18 protein-coding genes are annotated in these 16,750 nt (G+C 60.9%); 15 read left to right on the forward strand and 3 right to left on the reverse strand.

Annotated elements, in window-relative coordinates; genetic code table 11:
- Nucleotides 1–137: 137 nt before the first annotated feature.
- Nucleotides 138–1,169: a porphobilinogen synthase gene (gene hemB, locus NKJ40_RS07365; protein ID WP_352465524.1), complete on the reverse strand. Its 1,032-nt coding sequence runs from the start codon at nt 1,167–1,169 to the stop codon at nt 138–140.
- An 86-nt stretch (nt 1,170–1,255) separates the two neighbouring features.
- Nucleotides 1,256–2,080: a DUF8605 domain-containing protein gene (locus tag NKJ40_RS07370; protein WP_352465525.1), complete on the reverse strand. Its 825-nt coding sequence runs from the start codon at nt 2,078–2,080 to the stop codon at nt 1,256–1,258.
- A 145-nt stretch (nt 2,081–2,225) separates the two neighbouring features.
- Here NKJ40_RS07370 and NKJ40_RS07375 point away from each other — a divergent pair, with 145 nt between their 5' ends.
- The 4 genes from NKJ40_RS07375 to NKJ40_RS07390 all read left to right on the forward strand — a co-directional run bounded on the left by NKJ40_RS07375 (nt 2,226) and on the right by NKJ40_RS07390 (nt 5,199).
- The gene (locus NKJ40_RS07375) at nt 2,226–3,269 is read left to right on the forward strand and encodes an enoyl-CoA hydratase/isomerase family protein (protein WP_352465526.1); all 1,044 of its coding nucleotides are present in this window, start codon (nt 2,226–2,228) and stop codon (nt 3,267–3,269) included.
- Entirely contained in the window at nt 3,266–3,688 is a 423-nt protein-coding gene (locus NKJ40_RS07380) for a DUF6163 family protein (RefSeq protein WP_352465527.1), read from the forward strand. Before NKJ40_RS07375 ends, NKJ40_RS07380 begins: the two co-directional genes overlap by 4 nt.
- A gap of 202 nt (nt 3,689–3,890) precedes the next feature.
- Entirely contained in the window at nt 3,891–4,406 is a 516-nt protein-coding gene (gene ldtR, locus NKJ40_RS07385) for a transcriptional regulator LdtR (RefSeq protein ID WP_023674486.1), read from the forward strand.
- Between the two features lie 142 nt (nt 4,407–4,548).
- Nucleotides 4,549–5,199 carry a hypothetical protein gene (locus NKJ40_RS07390; protein WP_352465528.1) on the forward strand — a complete coding sequence of 217 codons (651 nt, stop codon included), beginning with the start codon at nt 4,549–4,551 and terminating at the stop codon, nt 5,197–5,199.
- 170 nt (nt 5,200–5,369) lie between these two features.
- Here NKJ40_RS07390 and NKJ40_RS07395 read toward each other — a convergent pair whose 3' ends face one another.
- The gene (locus NKJ40_RS07395; RefSeq protein ID WP_352465529.1) at nt 5,370–6,077 is read right to left on the reverse strand and encodes a hypothetical protein; all 708 of its coding nucleotides are present in this window, start codon (nt 6,075–6,077) and stop codon (nt 5,370–5,372) included.
- Nucleotides 6,078–6,903: 826 nt separating this feature from the next.
- Here NKJ40_RS07395 and NKJ40_RS07400 point away from each other — a divergent pair.
- From NKJ40_RS07400 to NKJ40_RS07450, 11 genes are all read left to right on the forward strand, one after another.
- Nucleotides 6,904–7,494 carry a hypothetical protein gene (locus NKJ40_RS07400; RefSeq protein ID WP_352465530.1) on the forward strand — a complete coding sequence of 197 codons (591 nt, stop codon included), beginning with the start codon at nt 6,904–6,906 and terminating at the stop codon, nt 7,492–7,494.
- A 27-nt stretch (nt 7,495–7,521) separates the two neighbouring features.
- Nucleotides 7,522–8,040 (forward strand): hypothetical protein, encoded by a 519-nt coding sequence (locus NKJ40_RS07405; protein ID WP_352465531.1) that lies wholly within the window; start codon nt 7,522–7,524, stop codon nt 8,038–8,040.
- A 338-nt stretch (nt 8,041–8,378) separates the two neighbouring features.
- The gene (locus NKJ40_RS07410; RefSeq protein ID WP_352465532.1) at nt 8,379–9,632 is read left to right on the forward strand and encodes a L,D-transpeptidase family protein; all 1,254 of its coding nucleotides are present in this window, start codon (nt 8,379–8,381) and stop codon (nt 9,630–9,632) included.
- 299 nt (nt 9,633–9,931) lie between these two features.
- Nucleotides 9,932–11,245 (forward strand): serine hydroxymethyltransferase, encoded by a 1,314-nt coding sequence (gene glyA / locus NKJ40_RS07415; RefSeq protein ID WP_352465533.1) that lies wholly within the window; start codon nt 9,932–9,934, stop codon nt 11,243–11,245.
- A 69-nt stretch (nt 11,246–11,314) separates the two neighbouring features.
- Nucleotides 11,315–11,896 carry a hypothetical protein gene (locus NKJ40_RS07420; RefSeq protein ID WP_352465534.1) on the forward strand — a complete coding sequence of 194 codons (582 nt, stop codon included), beginning with the start codon at nt 11,315–11,317 and terminating at the stop codon, nt 11,894–11,896.
- Nucleotides 11,897–12,049: 153 nt separating this feature from the next.
- A complete protein-coding gene (nrdR, locus tag NKJ40_RS07425) occupies nt 12,050–12,559 on the forward strand; it encodes a transcriptional regulator NrdR (protein ID WP_292658679.1) in 510 nt (169 codons plus the stop codon).
- Nucleotides 12,560–12,561: 2 nt separating this feature from the next.
- Nucleotides 12,562–13,692 (forward strand): bifunctional diaminohydroxyphosphoribosylaminopyrimidine deaminase/5-amino-6-(5-phosphoribosylamino)uracil reductase RibD, encoded by a 1,131-nt coding sequence (gene ribD / locus NKJ40_RS07430; protein ID WP_352465535.1) that lies wholly within the window; start codon nt 12,562–12,564, stop codon nt 13,690–13,692.
- Between the two features lie 30 nt (nt 13,693–13,722).
- Nucleotides 13,723–14,340, forward strand: coding sequence for a riboflavin synthase (locus tag NKJ40_RS07435; RefSeq protein ID WP_352465536.1), 618 nt, complete (start codon nt 13,723–13,725; stop codon nt 14,338–14,340).
- A 130-nt stretch (nt 14,341–14,470) separates the two neighbouring features.
- Complete coding sequence (gene ribH, locus NKJ40_RS07440) at nt 14,471–14,965, forward strand: 6,7-dimethyl-8-ribityllumazine synthase (protein ID WP_352465537.1); 495 nt, start codon at nt 14,471–14,473, stop codon at nt 14,963–14,965.
- A complete protein-coding gene (nusB, locus tag NKJ40_RS07445) occupies nt 14,962–15,462 on the forward strand; it encodes a transcription antitermination factor NusB (protein WP_352465538.1) in 501 nt (166 codons plus the stop codon). Before ribH ends, nusB begins: the two co-directional genes overlap by 4 nt.
- Entirely contained in the window at nt 15,459–16,676 is a 1,218-nt protein-coding gene (locus tag NKJ40_RS07450) for an MFS transporter (protein ID WP_352465539.1), read from the forward strand. Before nusB ends, NKJ40_RS07450 begins: the two co-directional genes overlap by 4 nt.
- The last annotated feature ends 74 nt before the right edge of the window (nt 16,677–16,750 follow it).

Below are 16,750 nucleotides of genomic sequence, written 5' to 3' on the forward strand. Positions count from 1 at the left end.
TCTCCCGGTCACTTTACGGGGAGAAATGCCCGGCAGGGCAATGAGGGGCAGCGTAAGCCTGAAGCGATTGTCCTGCGGCGGCCATGTCGCGTTTTGGACGAAGGAGCGCTACTCGATGTAGACGCTACAAAGGCGCATCACCCCCTCAGCATCGCCGCCACTTCAGGCGCGAAATAGGTCAGGATGCCGTCGCAGCCGGCGCGCTTGAAGGCGAGCAGCGATTCCAGCATCGCCTTTTCGCCATCGATCCAGCCATTGGCGGCGGCGGCCTTGATCATCGAATATTCGCCCGAGACCTGATAGGCGAAGGTCGGCATCTGCAACTCGTCCTTCAGCCGCCGGATGATGTCGAGATAGGGCAGGCCGGGCTTGACCATCAGCATGTCGGCGCCCTCGGCGAGATCCTGCTCGGCCTCGCGCACCGCTTCGTCGGAATTGGCGTGGTCGATGTAATAGGTCTTCTTGTCGCCCTTGAGCAGGCCGGCGGTGCCGACCGCCTCACGATAGGGGCCGTAAAAGGCGGATGCGAACTTGGTCGCATAGGACATGATCGCTACATCCTGAAACCCATTGGCGTCCAGCGCATCGCGGATGGCACCGATCCGGCCGTCCATCATGTCCGAGGGGGCAATGATGTCGGCCCCTGCCGCCGCCTGGATGACGGCCGCCGCCGTCATTTGCTCCACCGTTTCATCATTGACGATAATGCCCTCGCGCAAGATGCCGTCATGGCCATGCGAGGTGAACGGGTCAAGCGCGGCGTCGGTGATGATGCCGATCTCCGGGACTGCGTGCTTGATGGCGCGGGTGGCACGGTTGATGATGTTTTCCGGATCGAGGATGTGCGAACCGGTCTGATCGCGCAGGCCGAGCTCGACATTGGGGAAAGTGGCGATCGCCGGAATGCCAAGCTTGGCCGCGCGCTCGGCCTCCTTGACGGCGAGGTCGAGCGACAGGCGGAAGACGCCGGGCATGGCGGCGATCGGTTCGCGCACTTGTCTGCCGTCGACGACGAAGATCGGCCAGATCAGATCGTCGACCGAGAGCCGGTTCTCCTGGACAAGGCGGCGCGACCAATCGGCCTTGCGCATGCGCCGCAGCCGCCGGCTGCCGGTGATCTCGTCGACGCTGCGCGCGCCGGCAGGCTTTGCAGGGGTGAATTTGTTCATCGCAAAAACTCCGGATCGGCGGCTTTTACCACGAGCCTTCCCCGCTGACCAATGCGACACGATTGTGCCAGTGCTGGTTCAAAACCTTACTCTGGCGCGCCGTTGCCGGACAACACCTGCGCCGCGCCCCGCATGGCGACGCGGAATGCCTCGTCGAAGCTGACGCCGCGCACTTGCCATTTGTAGCTCTTGCCCTTCATGGCAAGCCGCCAATCGGCGATCCAGCCCAGTTCCTTGTCGCTCCAGACGATGCTGCCGGCGAGCGCCTGGTCGGCGCCGGCTTTCCTCGCAAGCTGGTCCAATGTCGCCATGTCGGCATGGCTGAGGCTTCGGTCGTCCAGCTTTGAGGCGGAGAGCTGCGACGCTGCGGGAAACACAATCCGCATGACCAGTGGACCGGTGGCATTGGCAAAGGATTCGCGCATCGCCGCTCCGCGCTGATCGTCCGCGGTCAGCGCGAAATGTCTCGCGCCTTGCTCCGCGGTGAGGAAAATCGCCAAGCGTGGCCGCTCGGCAAGCCATGGCTTGCTGCCAAGCCCGGCAAGCACGGGATCTATCACTTCGGGCTTATAAAGGCAGGTGAGATCGTGCGGTCGGTCGTGGGTGCCCTGTTCGTCATGGACCGGAATGCCTTCGAGACGATCATGATAGCGGAATTCGGCAACGAAGCTGCCGGCCTTGTCGCGCAGCGCCGCCATCTCAGCTCTCTTCGGCAGCCGCTGATCGCCGGACACACGAACCAGCACCGCATCGAGGCAGGTCTTGAAACCGATATGCCTGTTGACCTCGCCCTGGCCGGTGACGATGGTCTGCGATTGATAGAGCTGGTCGACGGTTTCGGCCGATACGGGAGGAGTGTTCGCAGCGATCAGGCCGACCACCACAACAGCAAGGCGCGGCAACCAAGGCATGGTTCAACCTTCCGGTTCAAAGCGCCAGCATTAGCACTGGGTGACGCCGACGACCAAGCAGCGGATTGGGCGCCGCCATTGACGCGGCCATGCGCCACGCTTTAGCACTTCACTCCCGGCGGGCGCGGGGAGGGATTCTCTGGCGATGGATTTTGGCGGAGGCGACGAGATTCGCTTCGAAAGATTGGGCAGGGCCGGCGTCGTCACGCTGACGCGGCCGCAGGCGCTCAATGCCGTGACCCACCGCATGGTCAAGGCGCTGGACAAGGCGCTGCGCAGTTGGGAGCGCGACGACGGCGTCGACGTTGTCGTCGTCAAGGCCGAGGGCAGGGCGTTTTCCGCAGGCGGCGACATCCTCCACATCTACGAAGCCGGCCGCGCAGGAAAGCCTCCGGTCGATTTCTTCGTCGATGAATACCGGCTGAACGCCCGCATCGCCCGCATCAAGAAACCCTATGTCGCGCTGATCGACGGCATCGTCATGGGCGGCGGCGTCGGTATCTCCTTCCATGGCTCGCAGCGGGTGCTGACCGAGAACGCCCAGTTTGCCATGCCCGAGGTCGGCATTGGCTTTTTCCCGGATGTCGGCGCCAGCCATCTGTTGCCGGATCTCGGTGGCAGCTTCGGCATGTATCTGGCGCTGACCGGCAACCGCATCCGCTATGGCGACGCTTTGTGGTCGGGCCTCGCCACCCATACGATCAAGGCGGAGGACCAGGCCGGCTTTCTCGACCGTCTGGCGGAAAGCGGCGACCCGGAATCAGTGCTGCGCGGTTGCTTCATCCCGGCCAGGCGCGAGACCGACAGGCCGACACTGGAGGCCATCGCCCGGCATTTCGCGCAGCCGTCGCTGGCCGATATCGTCGCCAGTCTGGAGCGGGCAGCCACTGCCGATGAGTTCGCGGCAAAGACGCTGGCCACCATCCGCACCCGTTCACCGACCAGCCTGCATGTTGCATGGCGCCAGATCAGCGCCGGGCAGACGTTGTCGATGGACGAGTGCATGAAAATGGAGTTCCGTATCCTCAACCGCATGCTTGCCGGGCACGACTTCTATGAAGGTATCCGCGCCGCCATCATCGATAAGGGCTCGACGCCGCAATGGCGGCCGGCAGGCATCGATGACGTCAGCGCCGCCGACGTCGACGCCTATTTCGCACCGCTCGGCGAACGGGAACTGAAGCTGTGAGCGAGGTCGCCTCGAGACGCGTGGTGCTGCAGCCCTCGACGGTCGAGGTCATCTTCGCCTGGTTCCAGCGCGTCATCGCCGGCTACTGCCTGCTGTTCGGCATCTTGTACTGGATCCGGCTGATCGGCTTTTACCCCGGCCCATTGTGGCGCTTCGACCTGATGCCGGTGCACTGGCAGGTGGCGGCGGTGGTGCTGGCGGTGTTTTTTCCATTCGCTGCCGCCGGCCTCTGGATGCTGGCGTCCTGGGGGCCGGTGATCTGGTTCATCTGCGCGGTGACCGAGAGCGTTATGTATGCCGGCTTCCCCGAGCTGTTCGGCCACCGGCCGCTGATCGTCGCCTCGCACGTTGCGGTGGCGCTGCTCTACATCGTGTTCCGCGTGGTGATCTGGATCCAGAAACGGCAAGCCCGGCGATAGCAATTCCGGCCAGGATCGTTGGCTAAATCTTTAGGTTAATTATCCTTGCTCGGGTGACCGTCCGTTAAGCCTCTTTCGAAACCCCTTACCGGTAAGCTCTTGTTAGCCTTGGCGTTTAAGTCGAATTTTATGAGTATTCGATAGTGTCGCGATCAAGGTGAAGAACAAAAAATCACCGGGCGACAAACGAGAGGCAAAGACAATGATCAATTCGCGTCCGGCGGCGAAGACCGCCAACGTATCCGATGACCGCCGCGAGGCGATCCGTTCGCTGTATATGGAATCGCTGCAGCTGGTCGAGCGGCTGCATCGCCGTCTGCTTGATGTGATCAAGGACGAATTCGACCGCAACGGCCGCTCCGACATCAACGCCATCCAGGCGCTGCTCCTGTTCAACATCGGCAATTCGGAGCTGACCGCCGGCGAACTGCGCTCGCGCGGCTATTATCTCGGCTCGAATGTCTCCTACAATCTGAAGAAGCTGGTCGATCTCGGCTTCATCAACCACCAGCGCTCGCGCATCGACCGCCGTTCCGTGCGGGTTTCGCTGACACCGAAGGGCAATGAGGTGGCGGAAGTCGTCGCCGGCCTTTACGAGCGCCATGTCGGCTCGATCGAGCAGGTCGGCGGCATCAACACGGAAGAGTTCAAGCAGATGAACCGCGCCCTGCAGCGGTTGGATCGGTTCTGGAACGATACCATCGCCTATCGGATGTAAGGCATCCGCATCAGATCTGTCCGCGCCATAGAAGCGCGGCTGAAATATCGACCTCTGATCAGGACCGGTGCCGAAAGGCATCGGCCTTTTCTTTTGACAAGGTGCTACAATAGACCGACGCGGACCGGTATTAAGTATTCACATGGCAGACATTTGGGAATGCGCCTATTGCGGCCCGACGACATCGCAGCGCACCAAGGAACATTTGTTCCCTAAAGCTCTGCACCGGCGTCTGCAGGAAGCGAACAATGCCAAGCATATCTTTTGGCTGCTGCGGCTCGACAAGGAAGTTGCGGGTGAGCCGACCATCAAGGATGTCTGCGAATGGTGCAACAGCGGGTTTATGGCAAAGCTGGATGACTACATCTGCCAGGAGTTTGACGGCCAGTTCGCCACAATTCGCCAGCACTATGAGAAAGTGACGTTCAATTACGACTTCCACCCTCTGAAACGGTGGCTGCTGAAGATGGCGTACAATTCAGCGCGGCTTCATTCGTCAGCGGACACTTTTGCCCTGAAAGCTGTCCTTCCCTACATCCGCGGCGAAAACAACCACCTGGGCAGGTCGGTGCGTCTGTTCCTGCAGCTTTCTTACCCGGGACCCATTTCAGCGGAGGAGCGCGCCGAGCTGGGCGGCGACGAAGTTCCGGAGGTCTGGGAACCTCGGTTGAATAGGGCAGGGTTGAGCGAAGTTAAGATTGAGGGGTGGGGCGGAAAATCGTCCGGCATGTCTCCCTGCAGAGTTACACTTTTTTCCTGTCCTACTCGAACCCGGTCGATGGCGCTTCCGTGAATAAAGATTTCGCCGAGCAGTTTCTAAAGAGAGCGCCGACAGCGGTGGAAATTAAAGCCTCGCAATCGAGCGTCACAGCGGATTGTGACGGAATAAACGCGTGGGATGCCTTCAAGCAAGCCCGAACCACCAGATTTACCTGACTGCAGGCAGATCTAGGTAGGTCACTACTATTCGATGTGGAAGGCTTTCCCTAGATAGCTGGAGAGTAGATTCACTGCCACTCCCAATATGATGGCTCCAAAAAACAGGCCCGCAAATGCCTTCGAGCGGTTGAAACGTTTTTCGCCAATCCCAAAATCGTAGACCATAGAAGGGAACACTCTTCGCGTCAGCCAAGGGAACCCAAACATCCCGATGGCCATGATGATATAGAAGAGGGCGGGAGCTTTGTAGAAAACGATAGGGAACATCCACAAAAGCAAAAGCGATATGGCTAAGGACAAGAGGACGATAATCGCGAAAAATGCAGGCCCAACCCCGTAACCATTAAGATTGAGACCACTGTACCAAGCCTTGGCTGCAACGCTCTCGTTTACCAAGGCCTCCTCTAAAGCTATGGCCCTTTCCTTTTCTCCGCGGATTTCGATGCTGATTGGCCCGTCATCGTAGTGCGATGTCCTGACAGAGACGTAGGGCTGGTCGAGCGTGCCACTTGAAATCGAGATGCTATCTATAGGGGTCAACGAAACAGAGCTGTCATCGAGCACGGATTGCAGCGTCTCAACGTGAACCGCCCTTTGGTTAGCAAACGTGGCATGGACCGTCGGCGCTTTGCCCGTAGCCTTTTCAACATGATTGTAAATTCGCTGAAGCGTTGCGCTGCTTAGAATAAAGCAGCCCTTGAGCGAGCGATTGATAGTCCAAGTGTCTGGCATAGGCGACTCGCGAATTATGTTGCCAAGAATAAAATCCTATTGTCGAATCTTATTCAAGGGGTTCGGTTCCTACTCGCCCCACTCCCGGCTTCTACCAGCCGCCAATGACGTGCGAGCCAACAACAATGAAAGCGTTGCGATGTGCTCCGTTCTTCTCGTGTTGGCGGTTGCCTTCATAGCGGCTGTCGTTATCGCAATAGGGGACTGCTGGGGCTAGCTGGCTGAGTCAAAAATGAAGACGGGACGCTTATTAGGCGTCCCGCTCCAGTTACAGGCTACCGCCAAGGGCGGCATTCGCTCAACAACCGAAGTACCAGCGCAGCACCATCATTTCGATGTAGAGCACGGCCGAGACTGTGCGTGCTGAGATACGGACTTCGATCTGACACCGGAAGGAGAGCATGTTTTGCCTCCATGTTCCGGGTTCTGAAGGCACCGACAAAACCCGAGTTAAAGGGTTTGCGGCTTCGAAGCCTGGTCGAGGGGCGTGTACATCACCTTGTCCCGACCTATGAATTTCTTCAGATTTGAATCTCGTTTCGATGAGTTCGGTTCAATTTTGAAGTCGGTTCAATTTGAAAACTTGTCGGTCTGGTACAGTTCGGTTCAGGACTGGAGCAAAGTTCGTTTTCGATTCAGCTCAGGGTCAGATAACAACAATCACATCGCACATCAGGTGGCTCGCGGCGGCCCGCGATTTTGACATTGGCCACGGCAACCAAAATAGTGGCTCCGAAGGCCGCCAGCAAGAGACGTAAAATCTGATCGACAGGAATCCTGATGATGGCGCTCTCATTGACGCGGGTTCTCATGCTAGGAGCTGGGCATGGGAGCTTACTACGACATCGTTGACGCCCAGGTGGAAATGCTGCCGAATTCCGCTCAGAGGTTCCTCAGCCGACGCCACAACCGCGACCCTGACCGGGAAACCTGGAATTACTACAACTACGCTTACGCCCATGGAGTGGTAGCGCTGGCGGATGCTGTGGCTGACAAGGTGCAAGACAAGGAGCTTTACCTCCTGCCGCTTTACATGCTGGCCCGGCACTCCATGGAGCTTTCGCTCAAAGCCGCGCTGGTCGAGTTTCCCGAGCACACCGGTATCGCGGTCGACCTAGACGGCCACAAGTTGCTGAGTCTGTTCAAGCAGCTCTGTGATCAAGTGGTGGCCATTGGCATTCCGATCGAACACGAGTGGACGTGGCGGACGGAGGAGATTTTGCAGCACATCCATGTCCATGACGCCAACGGCGACCGGTTCCGATACCCGGAACGGAGGGACCGCCAGAAGTTCGCCGATATGGCGATCACCTTCGAAGATTTGGTGCGGTGCCACGGGGTGGTGACGGTCTTCGCGGATGCGTCGACGGATGAGCTTTTTGCCGAAAAGGGCATACCGTTGTCGGAGCGGAAGTGACAGGCGCGACCGGCAGGTGAGGGTGAAATGGCAGAAATCCCCGACAAGGGCATTCTTATGCAGTTCGCGCGTTCTGTGCGGGAGCTGCTGAACGATGATGACCTGATAAAAGCCGCGCCGGAGGAATTTTCCATCACCGCGGACTTGGCGATGAAAATGGAACGCCACTATCCCGGTTGGCGTGTAAGCCCCGAGTGGACCCGACGCGAGACAGAGGAAAAGCGCGTTGCCTGGAATGACAAGGCGGGCTTGCAAAAGCTTAAGAAAATCCGCCCCGACATTATCGTCCACCACATGCACAAGGAAGAGAACCTTTTGGTGGTCGAAGCCAAGCGCCTGGGCAACACAGATTTCGAGGATGACGTTCGAAAACTGAGGCTGATGACGTTGGATCACAGCGTGAACCCCCTATACCACTACGGCTACCGGGTGGGGGTGCATCTGGTTCTCGATCTGCCGAACAGGCTCATCGTCAACAACGACGTTTACCGGAACGGGGAAATCCACGCCGATCTGACGGGGTGGCTGTGGCGCCTGCTGCATTAGTTCTTGTTGCCAGACTTTCCGACTTCCCCCATGATTCAGATATGGCCGGAGCAGCCAGTCCGAGGCCGGTGCCGAAAAGCACCGGTCTTTTCGTTTCGTCAGGCCGGCCGATCCAAATTCGAGCAACAGCCACGTTGCCGCCATATTCCAGTGGAACCGAAGATGCGGGTGATGCTGGGGCCAAAGCCGTGCATTTGTCCTGTGCCCAAATCACTTTTCATGTGTTTTTACACCGAAGTGATGCGGGCCATGGTTGGCTAATTGTTAAGAAGCCAACTCTAGAGTGCGGGCGAGACCGCCCGGTAGGTTGAATTGTAGCAAGAATGTCTGGAACGCCCATGAGAACCAGCCGCCGTTTCTTCCTTTCAGGAGCCTCCGCGCTCGCAGCCGCGATGGTCGCCGGCCGCGCCAGTGCGCAGGATGTGATCGGGGATATCCTGAAATCCTCGGCCCGCGGCAATTGGGACGACCAGTTCGACGCGCGCCCCAGCCAGGGCGGCAAGGTGGCCTCGACGCTGCCCATCTTCAGCCTGCAGACCGTTTCGTTTACCGAACAGGCAGTCGCGCAATACCAGAACATTGTCGCCCAGGGCGGCTGGGAGCCGGTTCCCGACACCAAGAAATTGCAGCTCGGCGTCGACGATCCCGACGTGGTCCCGCTGCGCAAGCGCCTGATGATTGCGGGCGACCTGGCGCAGAGCGCCGGCATTTCGACAGCCTTCGATTCCTATGTCGACTCCGCGGTCAAGCGCTTCCAGGCGCGCCATGGCCTGCCTGCCGACGGGACGCTGGGCCAATATTCTTATGCCGCGATGAATGTTTCGGCGCCAATTCGGCTCGGCCAGTTGCAGACCAATCTGCAGCGGCTGCGCGAGCGTGCCGGCACTTTGGGCAACCGTTACGTGCTGGTCGACATCCCGGGCGCCCAGATCGAGGCGGTGGAGAACGATCGCGTCGTGCTGCGCCATACCGCGATCGTCGGCAAGATCGACCGCCAGACGCCGATCGTCAATTCCAAGATCAACGAGATCATCGTCAATCCCTACTGGAACGCGCCGGTCTCGATCGTACGCAAGGACATCATTCCGCTGATGCGGAAGGACCCCAACTATCTCAAGGACAGCCACATCCGTCTGTTCGCGCCGGATGGCAGCGAGGTTGATCCGCTGACCGTCGACTGGTCGACCGACGACGCCGAGAAGTACCGCTTCCGCCAGGATCCGGGTGCTGGCAACGCGATGGCCTCGGTCAAGATCAATTTCCCCAGCCCGGACGGCGTCTACATGCACGACACGCCGCAGCAGAGCCTGTTTGGCAAGATGATGCGCTTCGATTCCTCGGGCTGCGTACGCGTCCAGAATGTGCGCGATCTCGTCACCTGGATTTTGCGCGACACGCCGGACTGGAATCGCCAGCACTTCGAGGCGGCGATCAAGAGCGGCGAGAACGTCCCGGTGCAGGTCACCAATCCGGTGGCGGTCTATTTCCTCTACATCTCGGCCTGGTCGACGGGGCCGGGCGTGGTGCAGTTCCGCGACGACATTTACGGCCTCGACGGGGCCAACGAGCTGCAGATCACATCCGCGCTCTAAGCAGCTGAGTTCATTTGCAAAAGGCCGCCGGAAGGGCGGCCTTTTTTATTGTCGTCGGCGCGCTCTGAGCTTTGCGCATGATTCCGAAAATCGGTTTTCGCCACGGATCATATTCAAACCATGCGGGGCTGTTCAGGAGATCACGCGAAGCCCTGCCTGCCGGCCGGCAGGCGAAGAAATAATGTGCTTTCAGGGGGGCTGGCGCAATCCGGCCAGCAAATTTCGCGCTGCAAACGTGGCGGGGCGAAAGCAACTGTGTTAATGGCGCGACAGACCCCGAACCTTGAGGATTTCAGCCCATGGCAACAGCAGCGGCAGTGTCGAACAAATTCGAATCCTTCTTCGAAACCACGCTTGCCGATGCCGACCCCGAGATTTTCGGCGCGATCCGCAACGAACTCGGCCGCCAGCGCCACGAGATCGAGCTGATTGCCTCGGAAAACATCGTCTCGCGCGCCGTGCTCGAGGCGCAAGGGTCGATCATGACCAACAAATATGCCGAGGGCTATCCGGGCAAGCGCTACTATGGCGGCTGCCAATTCGTCGATGTTGCCGAGGAACTGGCCATTGAACGCGCGAAAAAGCTGTTCGGCTGCAACTTCGCCAACGTCCAGCCGAATTCCGGCAGCCAGATGAACCAGGCGGTGTTCCTGGCGCTGCTGCAGCCCGGCGACACCTTCATGGGCCTCGACCTCAATTCCGGCGGGCACCTGACGCATGGCTCGCCGGTCAATATGAGCGGCAAATGGTTCAAGGTTGTCTCCTATGGCGTGCGCAGGGAAGATCATCTGCTCGACATGGACGCGATCGAGAAGACCGCCCATGAGACCAGGCCGAAGCTGATCCTGGCTGGCGGCACCGCCTATTCACGCGTCTGGGACTGGAAGCGTTTTCGCGAGATCGCCGATTCGATCGGTGCCTATCTGATGGTCGACATGGCCCACATCGCCGGCCTGGTTGCCGGCGGCATGCATCCTTCGCCGCTGCCGCATGCCCACGTGGTCACCACCACGACGCACAAATCGCTGCGCGGCCCGCGCGGCGGCATGATCCTTTGCAACGACGAGGATATTGCCAAAAAGATGAATTCGGCCGTCTTCCCCGGCCTGCAGGGTGGACCGCTGATGCATGTCATCGCCGCCAAGGCGGTGGCTCTGGGCGAGGCGCTGAAGCCGAGCTTCAAGATCTATGCCGAGAGCGTCGTCGCCAATGCCAAGGCGCTGGCCTCCAGTCTGCAGGAAACCGGTCTCGACATCGTCTCCGGCGGCACCGACAACCATCTGATGCTGGTCGACCTGCGCCCCAAGAACGCCACCGGCAAGCGCGCCGAGGCTGCCCTTGGCCGCGCCAACATCACCTGCAACAAGAACGGCATCCCCTTCGACCCGGAAAAGCCTTTCGTCACCTCCGGCGTTCGGCTCGGCACGCCCGCCGGCACCACGCGCGGCTTCGGCCAGGCCGAGTTCCGCGAGATTGGCAAGCTGATCGCCGAAGTGCTGGATGGACTGAAAGTCGCCAATTCCGACGAGGGCAATGCGGCCGTCGAGGCAGCCGTGAAGACCAAGGTGGCGGCAATGACGAACCGTTTTCCGCTTTACCCGTATCTTGGTTGACGCAGGGCGTCGTTCCCCAACTGTGACGGCGCCGATCAACTGGGCACGGCGGCATCTCGGAGAGGCTTGATGATGATGCGAATTTTCCGTTTCGCCAGCGTTGGCGCCTTGCTCACCTTAGCCATCTCGCAGCAGTCCGACGCCGCCTTGGCGCAGACCGAGCCGACGCCAGCAGCACCCAAGACAGAGACCTTCGGCAGGTGGTCCACCACGGTGGACGAGGTCAACACCGGCGAGGATGTGCGCAAAACCTGCGCCGCCTCGACGGTCTTTTTCGACGCTAACGGGACCAGTGGCACCCTCACGCTGGCCATCTCGAATGGCGACGTACTGCCACCCGAGGGCTATCCGAGCCTCATCATCGCCGTGAAAAACAGTGACTTGCCCAAGGGTGACAACATCCCGGCCGTGTTCCGCGACGTCAACGACAAGATCAAGGCTGGTTTTCATCTTATCGCCGACGGCCAGTGGATAATGAACAACAAGCCCGAGACCACGCTTGCCATACTGCGTGCCATGCGCCGTACCAGCGCCCTCGATGTTAGCTTCGCCGACAAGCCGGTCGCGACCATATCGATGGACGGCTTCACCAAGGCCTATCGCTATCTCGGCACGTCCTGCGGCTTCCCGACCGGCGACGTCGCTCCCTGATTGGCGTATTGCCGTCCAACTGATTGCCGCTCTCGCAATTCTCCTCGTGCCTCGCTATCTCTGAGGCGCGATCGGTCATCGGCCATACTTTGCCATCCTGGCAAAAACCTCTAAGCCTGTCGCTCCACGAGAATCGCGAACCGAAGGCTCTCCATGCGCTGTCCCTACTGCCAGTCCGAAGATACGCAGGTGAAGGATTCGCGCCCCGCCGAAGACGGCGCTGCGATCCGCAGGCGGCGCGTCTGCCCAGATTGCGGCGGCCGCTTCACCACTTTCGAGCGCGTACAATTGCGCGACCTCGTCGTGGTGAAGAAGTCTGGACGCAAGGTGCCGTTCGACCGCGACAAGCTGCTGCGCTCGGTCGAAATCGCGGTACGCAAGCGCAATGTCGATCCCGAGCGCATCGACCGCGCGGTGACCGGCATCGTGCGCCAGCTCGAGAGCTCGGGCGAGACCGAAGTCGCATCCGGCGAAGTCGGCCGGCTGGTCATGGAGGCACTGAAGTCACTCGATGATGTCGCCTATGTGCGCTTTGCCTCCGTCTACCGTAATTTCCGCGAGGCCAAGGATTTCCACGACGTGTTGGGTGAGCTCAAGGGCGACGAGCTCAAAACTGACGAGCCTAGGGGCGAAGAGCTGAAGAGCGAAGAGGACGCCGGCTGAGCATGGCAGGGTCCGAGCGCAGCAAGGCGGAGCAAGAGGTCCTCGATCGCCGCTATATGGCGGCAGCCCTTAGGCTGTCGCGCAAGAATGCCGGCCGGACCTCGACCAATCCTTCCGTCGGCACGCTGATCGTACGCGACGACGGCGACGGGCCGATGATCGTCGGCAGCGGCGTCACGGCGGTCGGCGGCCGGCCGCATGCCGAGACCGAGGCTTTGGCGGAGGCCGGCGAACTGGCGCGCGGCGCCACCGCCTATGTAACGCTGGAGCCTTGCGCCCATCACGGCCGCACGCCGCCTTGCGCCAATGCGCTGGTCAGTGCCGGCGTTTCGCGTGTGGTTGGCGCTGCCAGCGATCCGGACCCGCGTGTTTCCGGCAAGGGCTATGCAATCTTGCATGCCGCTGGCGTCGAGGTGGTGGAAAAAGTGCTGGCGGCCGAGGCCGCGGAGCAGATGGCCGGCTATTTGATTCGATCTCTGAAAAAACGTCCGGAAGTGATTCTGAAGCTTGCGCTTTCGAGCGACAACAAGATCGGCGTGAAAGGCGAGGGGCAGGTCTCCATCACCGGCGACATCGCCCGGCGCGAAGTCTATCTGATGCGCGCCGAAGCCGATGGCATATTGATCGGCATCGGCACGGCACTGGAGGACGATCCGGCGCTGACGGTTAGGCTTCCGGGACTGGAGAGCCGTTCGCCGGCGCGCATCGTGCTCGACCGTCAGATCAGGCTACCCGAGACTTCGAAACTGGTCGCCGGCGTCGACCGTGTGCCGCTCTATATCGCTGCCTGCGCCGAGGCCGATCCGCACCGGCGCGCCGCGCTCGAACGCGCCGGCGTTCGCTTCATCGGCACTGAGACGTATGAAGGCGATATTGCGCTGCCGGAACTGCTTGAGGATCTGGCGGCGCTCGGCATGGCCAGCGTCCTGGTCGAGGGCGGCGCCAGGGTGGCCAAGGCGTTCCTCGACGAACAACTGGTCGATCGTATCGTGCTGTTTCAGGGGCCGGACGCGATCGGCGAGGGCGGCATTGTATCGCCGATCGATGCCAACACTATCCCGCCGGGATTTCGCAAATTGCGCAACATGCGTTTCGGCGAAGATACGTATGCGGAATGGATAAGAGACATCTAGGACCGAACTGATGTTCGCGGGGTCAGACTAATGTTCACTGGAATTGTCACCGATGTCGGCACCGTCGCTGCCGTGAAGCCGCTCAGGGAAGGCGTCGGTTTGCGTATCGACACCGCCTACGATCCGCAGACCATTGCCATCGGCGCCTCGATTTCCTGCGGCGGTGTCTGCCTGACGGTGACGGGGTTGCCGGAAGACGGCACCAACGCACGCTGGTTCGAGGTCGAGGCCTGGGAAGAGGCGCTCAGGCTAACGACGGCGATGGGCTGGAAATCCGGCACGCGGATCAACCTGGAGCGGGCGCTGAAGATCGGCGACGAGCTTGGCGGCCATATCGTGTCAGGCCACGTCGACGGCATGGCCGAGATCGTGGCCCGCAAGGAAGAGGGTGACGCCGTGCGCTTTACCCTGGAAGCACCGCGAGATCTGGCCAAATTCATCGCCCCCAAGGGATCAGTCGCACTCGACGGCACTTCGCTCACCGTCAACAAGGTCGAAGGCACCCGGTTCGACGTGCTGTTGATCCATCATTCGCTGACCGTCACCACCTGGGGCGAACGCCAGGTCGGCGATCGCGTCAATCTCGAGATCGACACCATGGCCCGCTACGCGGCGCGCCTGGCGGAGGCGGCGAAGGAGGGACTTTGAGGCGGTCGTCTATAAAGCCCATTCCCTGATGCGACCGCCACCGGGTTGGCCTTGAACGTTCCTTCAGCAATCTTCCGCTTGCGATCAAACCGGCTTCGGCCTAAGTCACCGGCGATCCCCGGAGACATCTATGGCAGGCACATCCCAACACGGCAAAGCGTTCATCCGTCCGAAGAAGAAGGCCCACCTTCTTGTCGTCGAGGCGCGCTTTCACGACGACCTTGCGGACGCGTTGCTCGAAGGCGCGACCAGCGCGCTCGACGAAGCGGGCGCGACATACGATGTCGTCACCGTTCCGGGCTCGCTCGAAATCCCGGCGGTGATTTCCTTCGCGCTCGACGGTGCCTCCGAAGGCGGGACGAACTATGACGGTTTCGTCGCCCTCGGCACGGTGGTCCGCGGCGACACCTATCATTTCGATATCGTCGCCAATGAATCCAGCCGTGCCCTGATGGACCTGTCCGTGCAGGATGCGGTCTGCATCGGCAACGGCATCCTGACCACCGAAAACGACGAACAGGCCTGGACACGGGCCAAGCGTTCGGAAGGCGACAAAGGCGGCTTTGCGGCCCGTGCGGCGCTGACCATGATCGCTCTAAAGGAACAGCTGGGAGAGCGAACGTGAGCGAACCCGCTTCGCCCGGCCAGCCTGCGGTTCGCCATGCCAACAAGCGCGGTGCTGCCCGTCTGGCCGCCGTGCAGGCGCTCTACCAGATGGACGTCGCCGGCAGCGGTGTGTTTGAGATCACCGCCGAATACGAGGCGTTCAGGCTCGGCAAGGAAGTCGACGGCGCGCTCTATCGCGAAGCCGATGCGCAATGGTTCCGCGCCATTCTTGCCGGCGTTGTCGAGCACCAGAAGACGATCGATCCAGTCATCCGACAGGCGCTGACCGAGGACTGGCCTCTGTCGAGGCTCGATTCCACATTGCGCGCCATATTGCGCGCCGGCGTCTACGAGCTGATGCAGCGCGAGGACGTGCCGGTGGCGGTCATCGTTTCCGAATATGTCGACATCGCCAAGGCATTTTACGAGGAAGACGAGCCGAAACTGGTCAATGCGGTGCTTGATCGCGTGTCGCGCCGGGTGCGCGGCGAGGGCCGCGGCAAGGACGCCCTATGACTGCCATCGTCGCCGTTGAGGCGGGCAAGGAAGCGCGTCGCACCGCCTTCATCCTTGCAGCCTCGCAGGCGATCATCGGCTCGGCCGCACCCATCGCCATTTCCATGGGCGGATTGGCCGGGCAGTACCTGCTCGATGCTGACAAGTCGCTGGCAACCGCGCCGATCACCGGTTTCAATGTTGGCGTGGCACTCGGTTCCCTGCCGGCCGCGGCAATCATCCGCCGGCTCGGCCAGCGCGACGGTTTCATGACCGGCACGGCGGTGACAGCACTTGGCGGCCTGGTCGCCACGCTGGCGCTGTTTCATGCCAGCTTCTGGCTGTTCGCTTTCGGCTTGGCCGTGATCGGGATCGGCGGCGCCTTCGTCCAGCAGTTCCGCTTTGCCGCCGCCGACAATGCGCCGCCTGAATTCAAGGCGCGCGCCATCTCCTTCGTGCTGGCCGGCGGCATCGTCACCGCCATCCTTGGGCCGCAGATCGTCATCTTCACCGGCGATCTGTTCTCGCCGGTGAAGTTTGCCGGCTCGTTTGCGTCCATCCTGGTGCTGGCGGCGGTCGGCGCCGCCATTCTCTCTTTGTTGCGCATCCCGGCCAAGGCAACCGACAAGGTGGAAATCGCCGACAGCGACGCCCGGCCGCTCTCAGAAATCGTCACCAGGCCGCGCTTCGTCGCGGCGCTGTTTTGCGCCGTCGGCAGCTACGCGCTGATGAGCTTCGTCATGACCGGAGCGCCGCTGGCCATGGTCGGCTGCGGCCTGTCGACCGACGACGCCACGCTCGGCATTTCCTGGCACGTCATGGCGATGTTCGCGCCGAGCTTCTTTACGGGGTCGCTGATCCATCGTTTTGGCGCGGAGCGGATCGTGGCCATCGGCCTGGTGCTGCTCATTGGCTGCGGTATAGTCGCGCTGTCGGGGTTGGCACTGTGGCAGTTCTGGACGACGCTGATCCTGCTCGGCCTCGGCTGGAACTTCAGCTTCATCGGCGCCACCGCCATGGTGGCCGACAGCTACCAGCCGTCCGAAAAAGGCAAGGTCCAGGGGTTCCACGATTTCGTCCTGTTCGGCTCCGTCGCCTTCGCCTCACTGATGTCGGGGGCGGTCTACAATGCCTGGGGCTGGGAGATGCTGAACTGGATGATTTTCCCGGTCGTCGTGCTGTGCTTCGTGGCACTGGGCGTGTTGAAGATGACGGGCTTGCGCGCGGCCAACTGACGTCACGCTGTCGGGACGGCGCGGCAGCGGAGTCACTCGCATTCGAACAAAATTATTGCGCCCATCCCTCTTCT

Source organism: Mesorhizobium sp. M0119 (assembly GCF_040322615.1).
Taxonomy (GTDB): Bacteria; Pseudomonadota; Alphaproteobacteria; order Rhizobiales; family Rhizobiaceae; genus Mesorhizobium.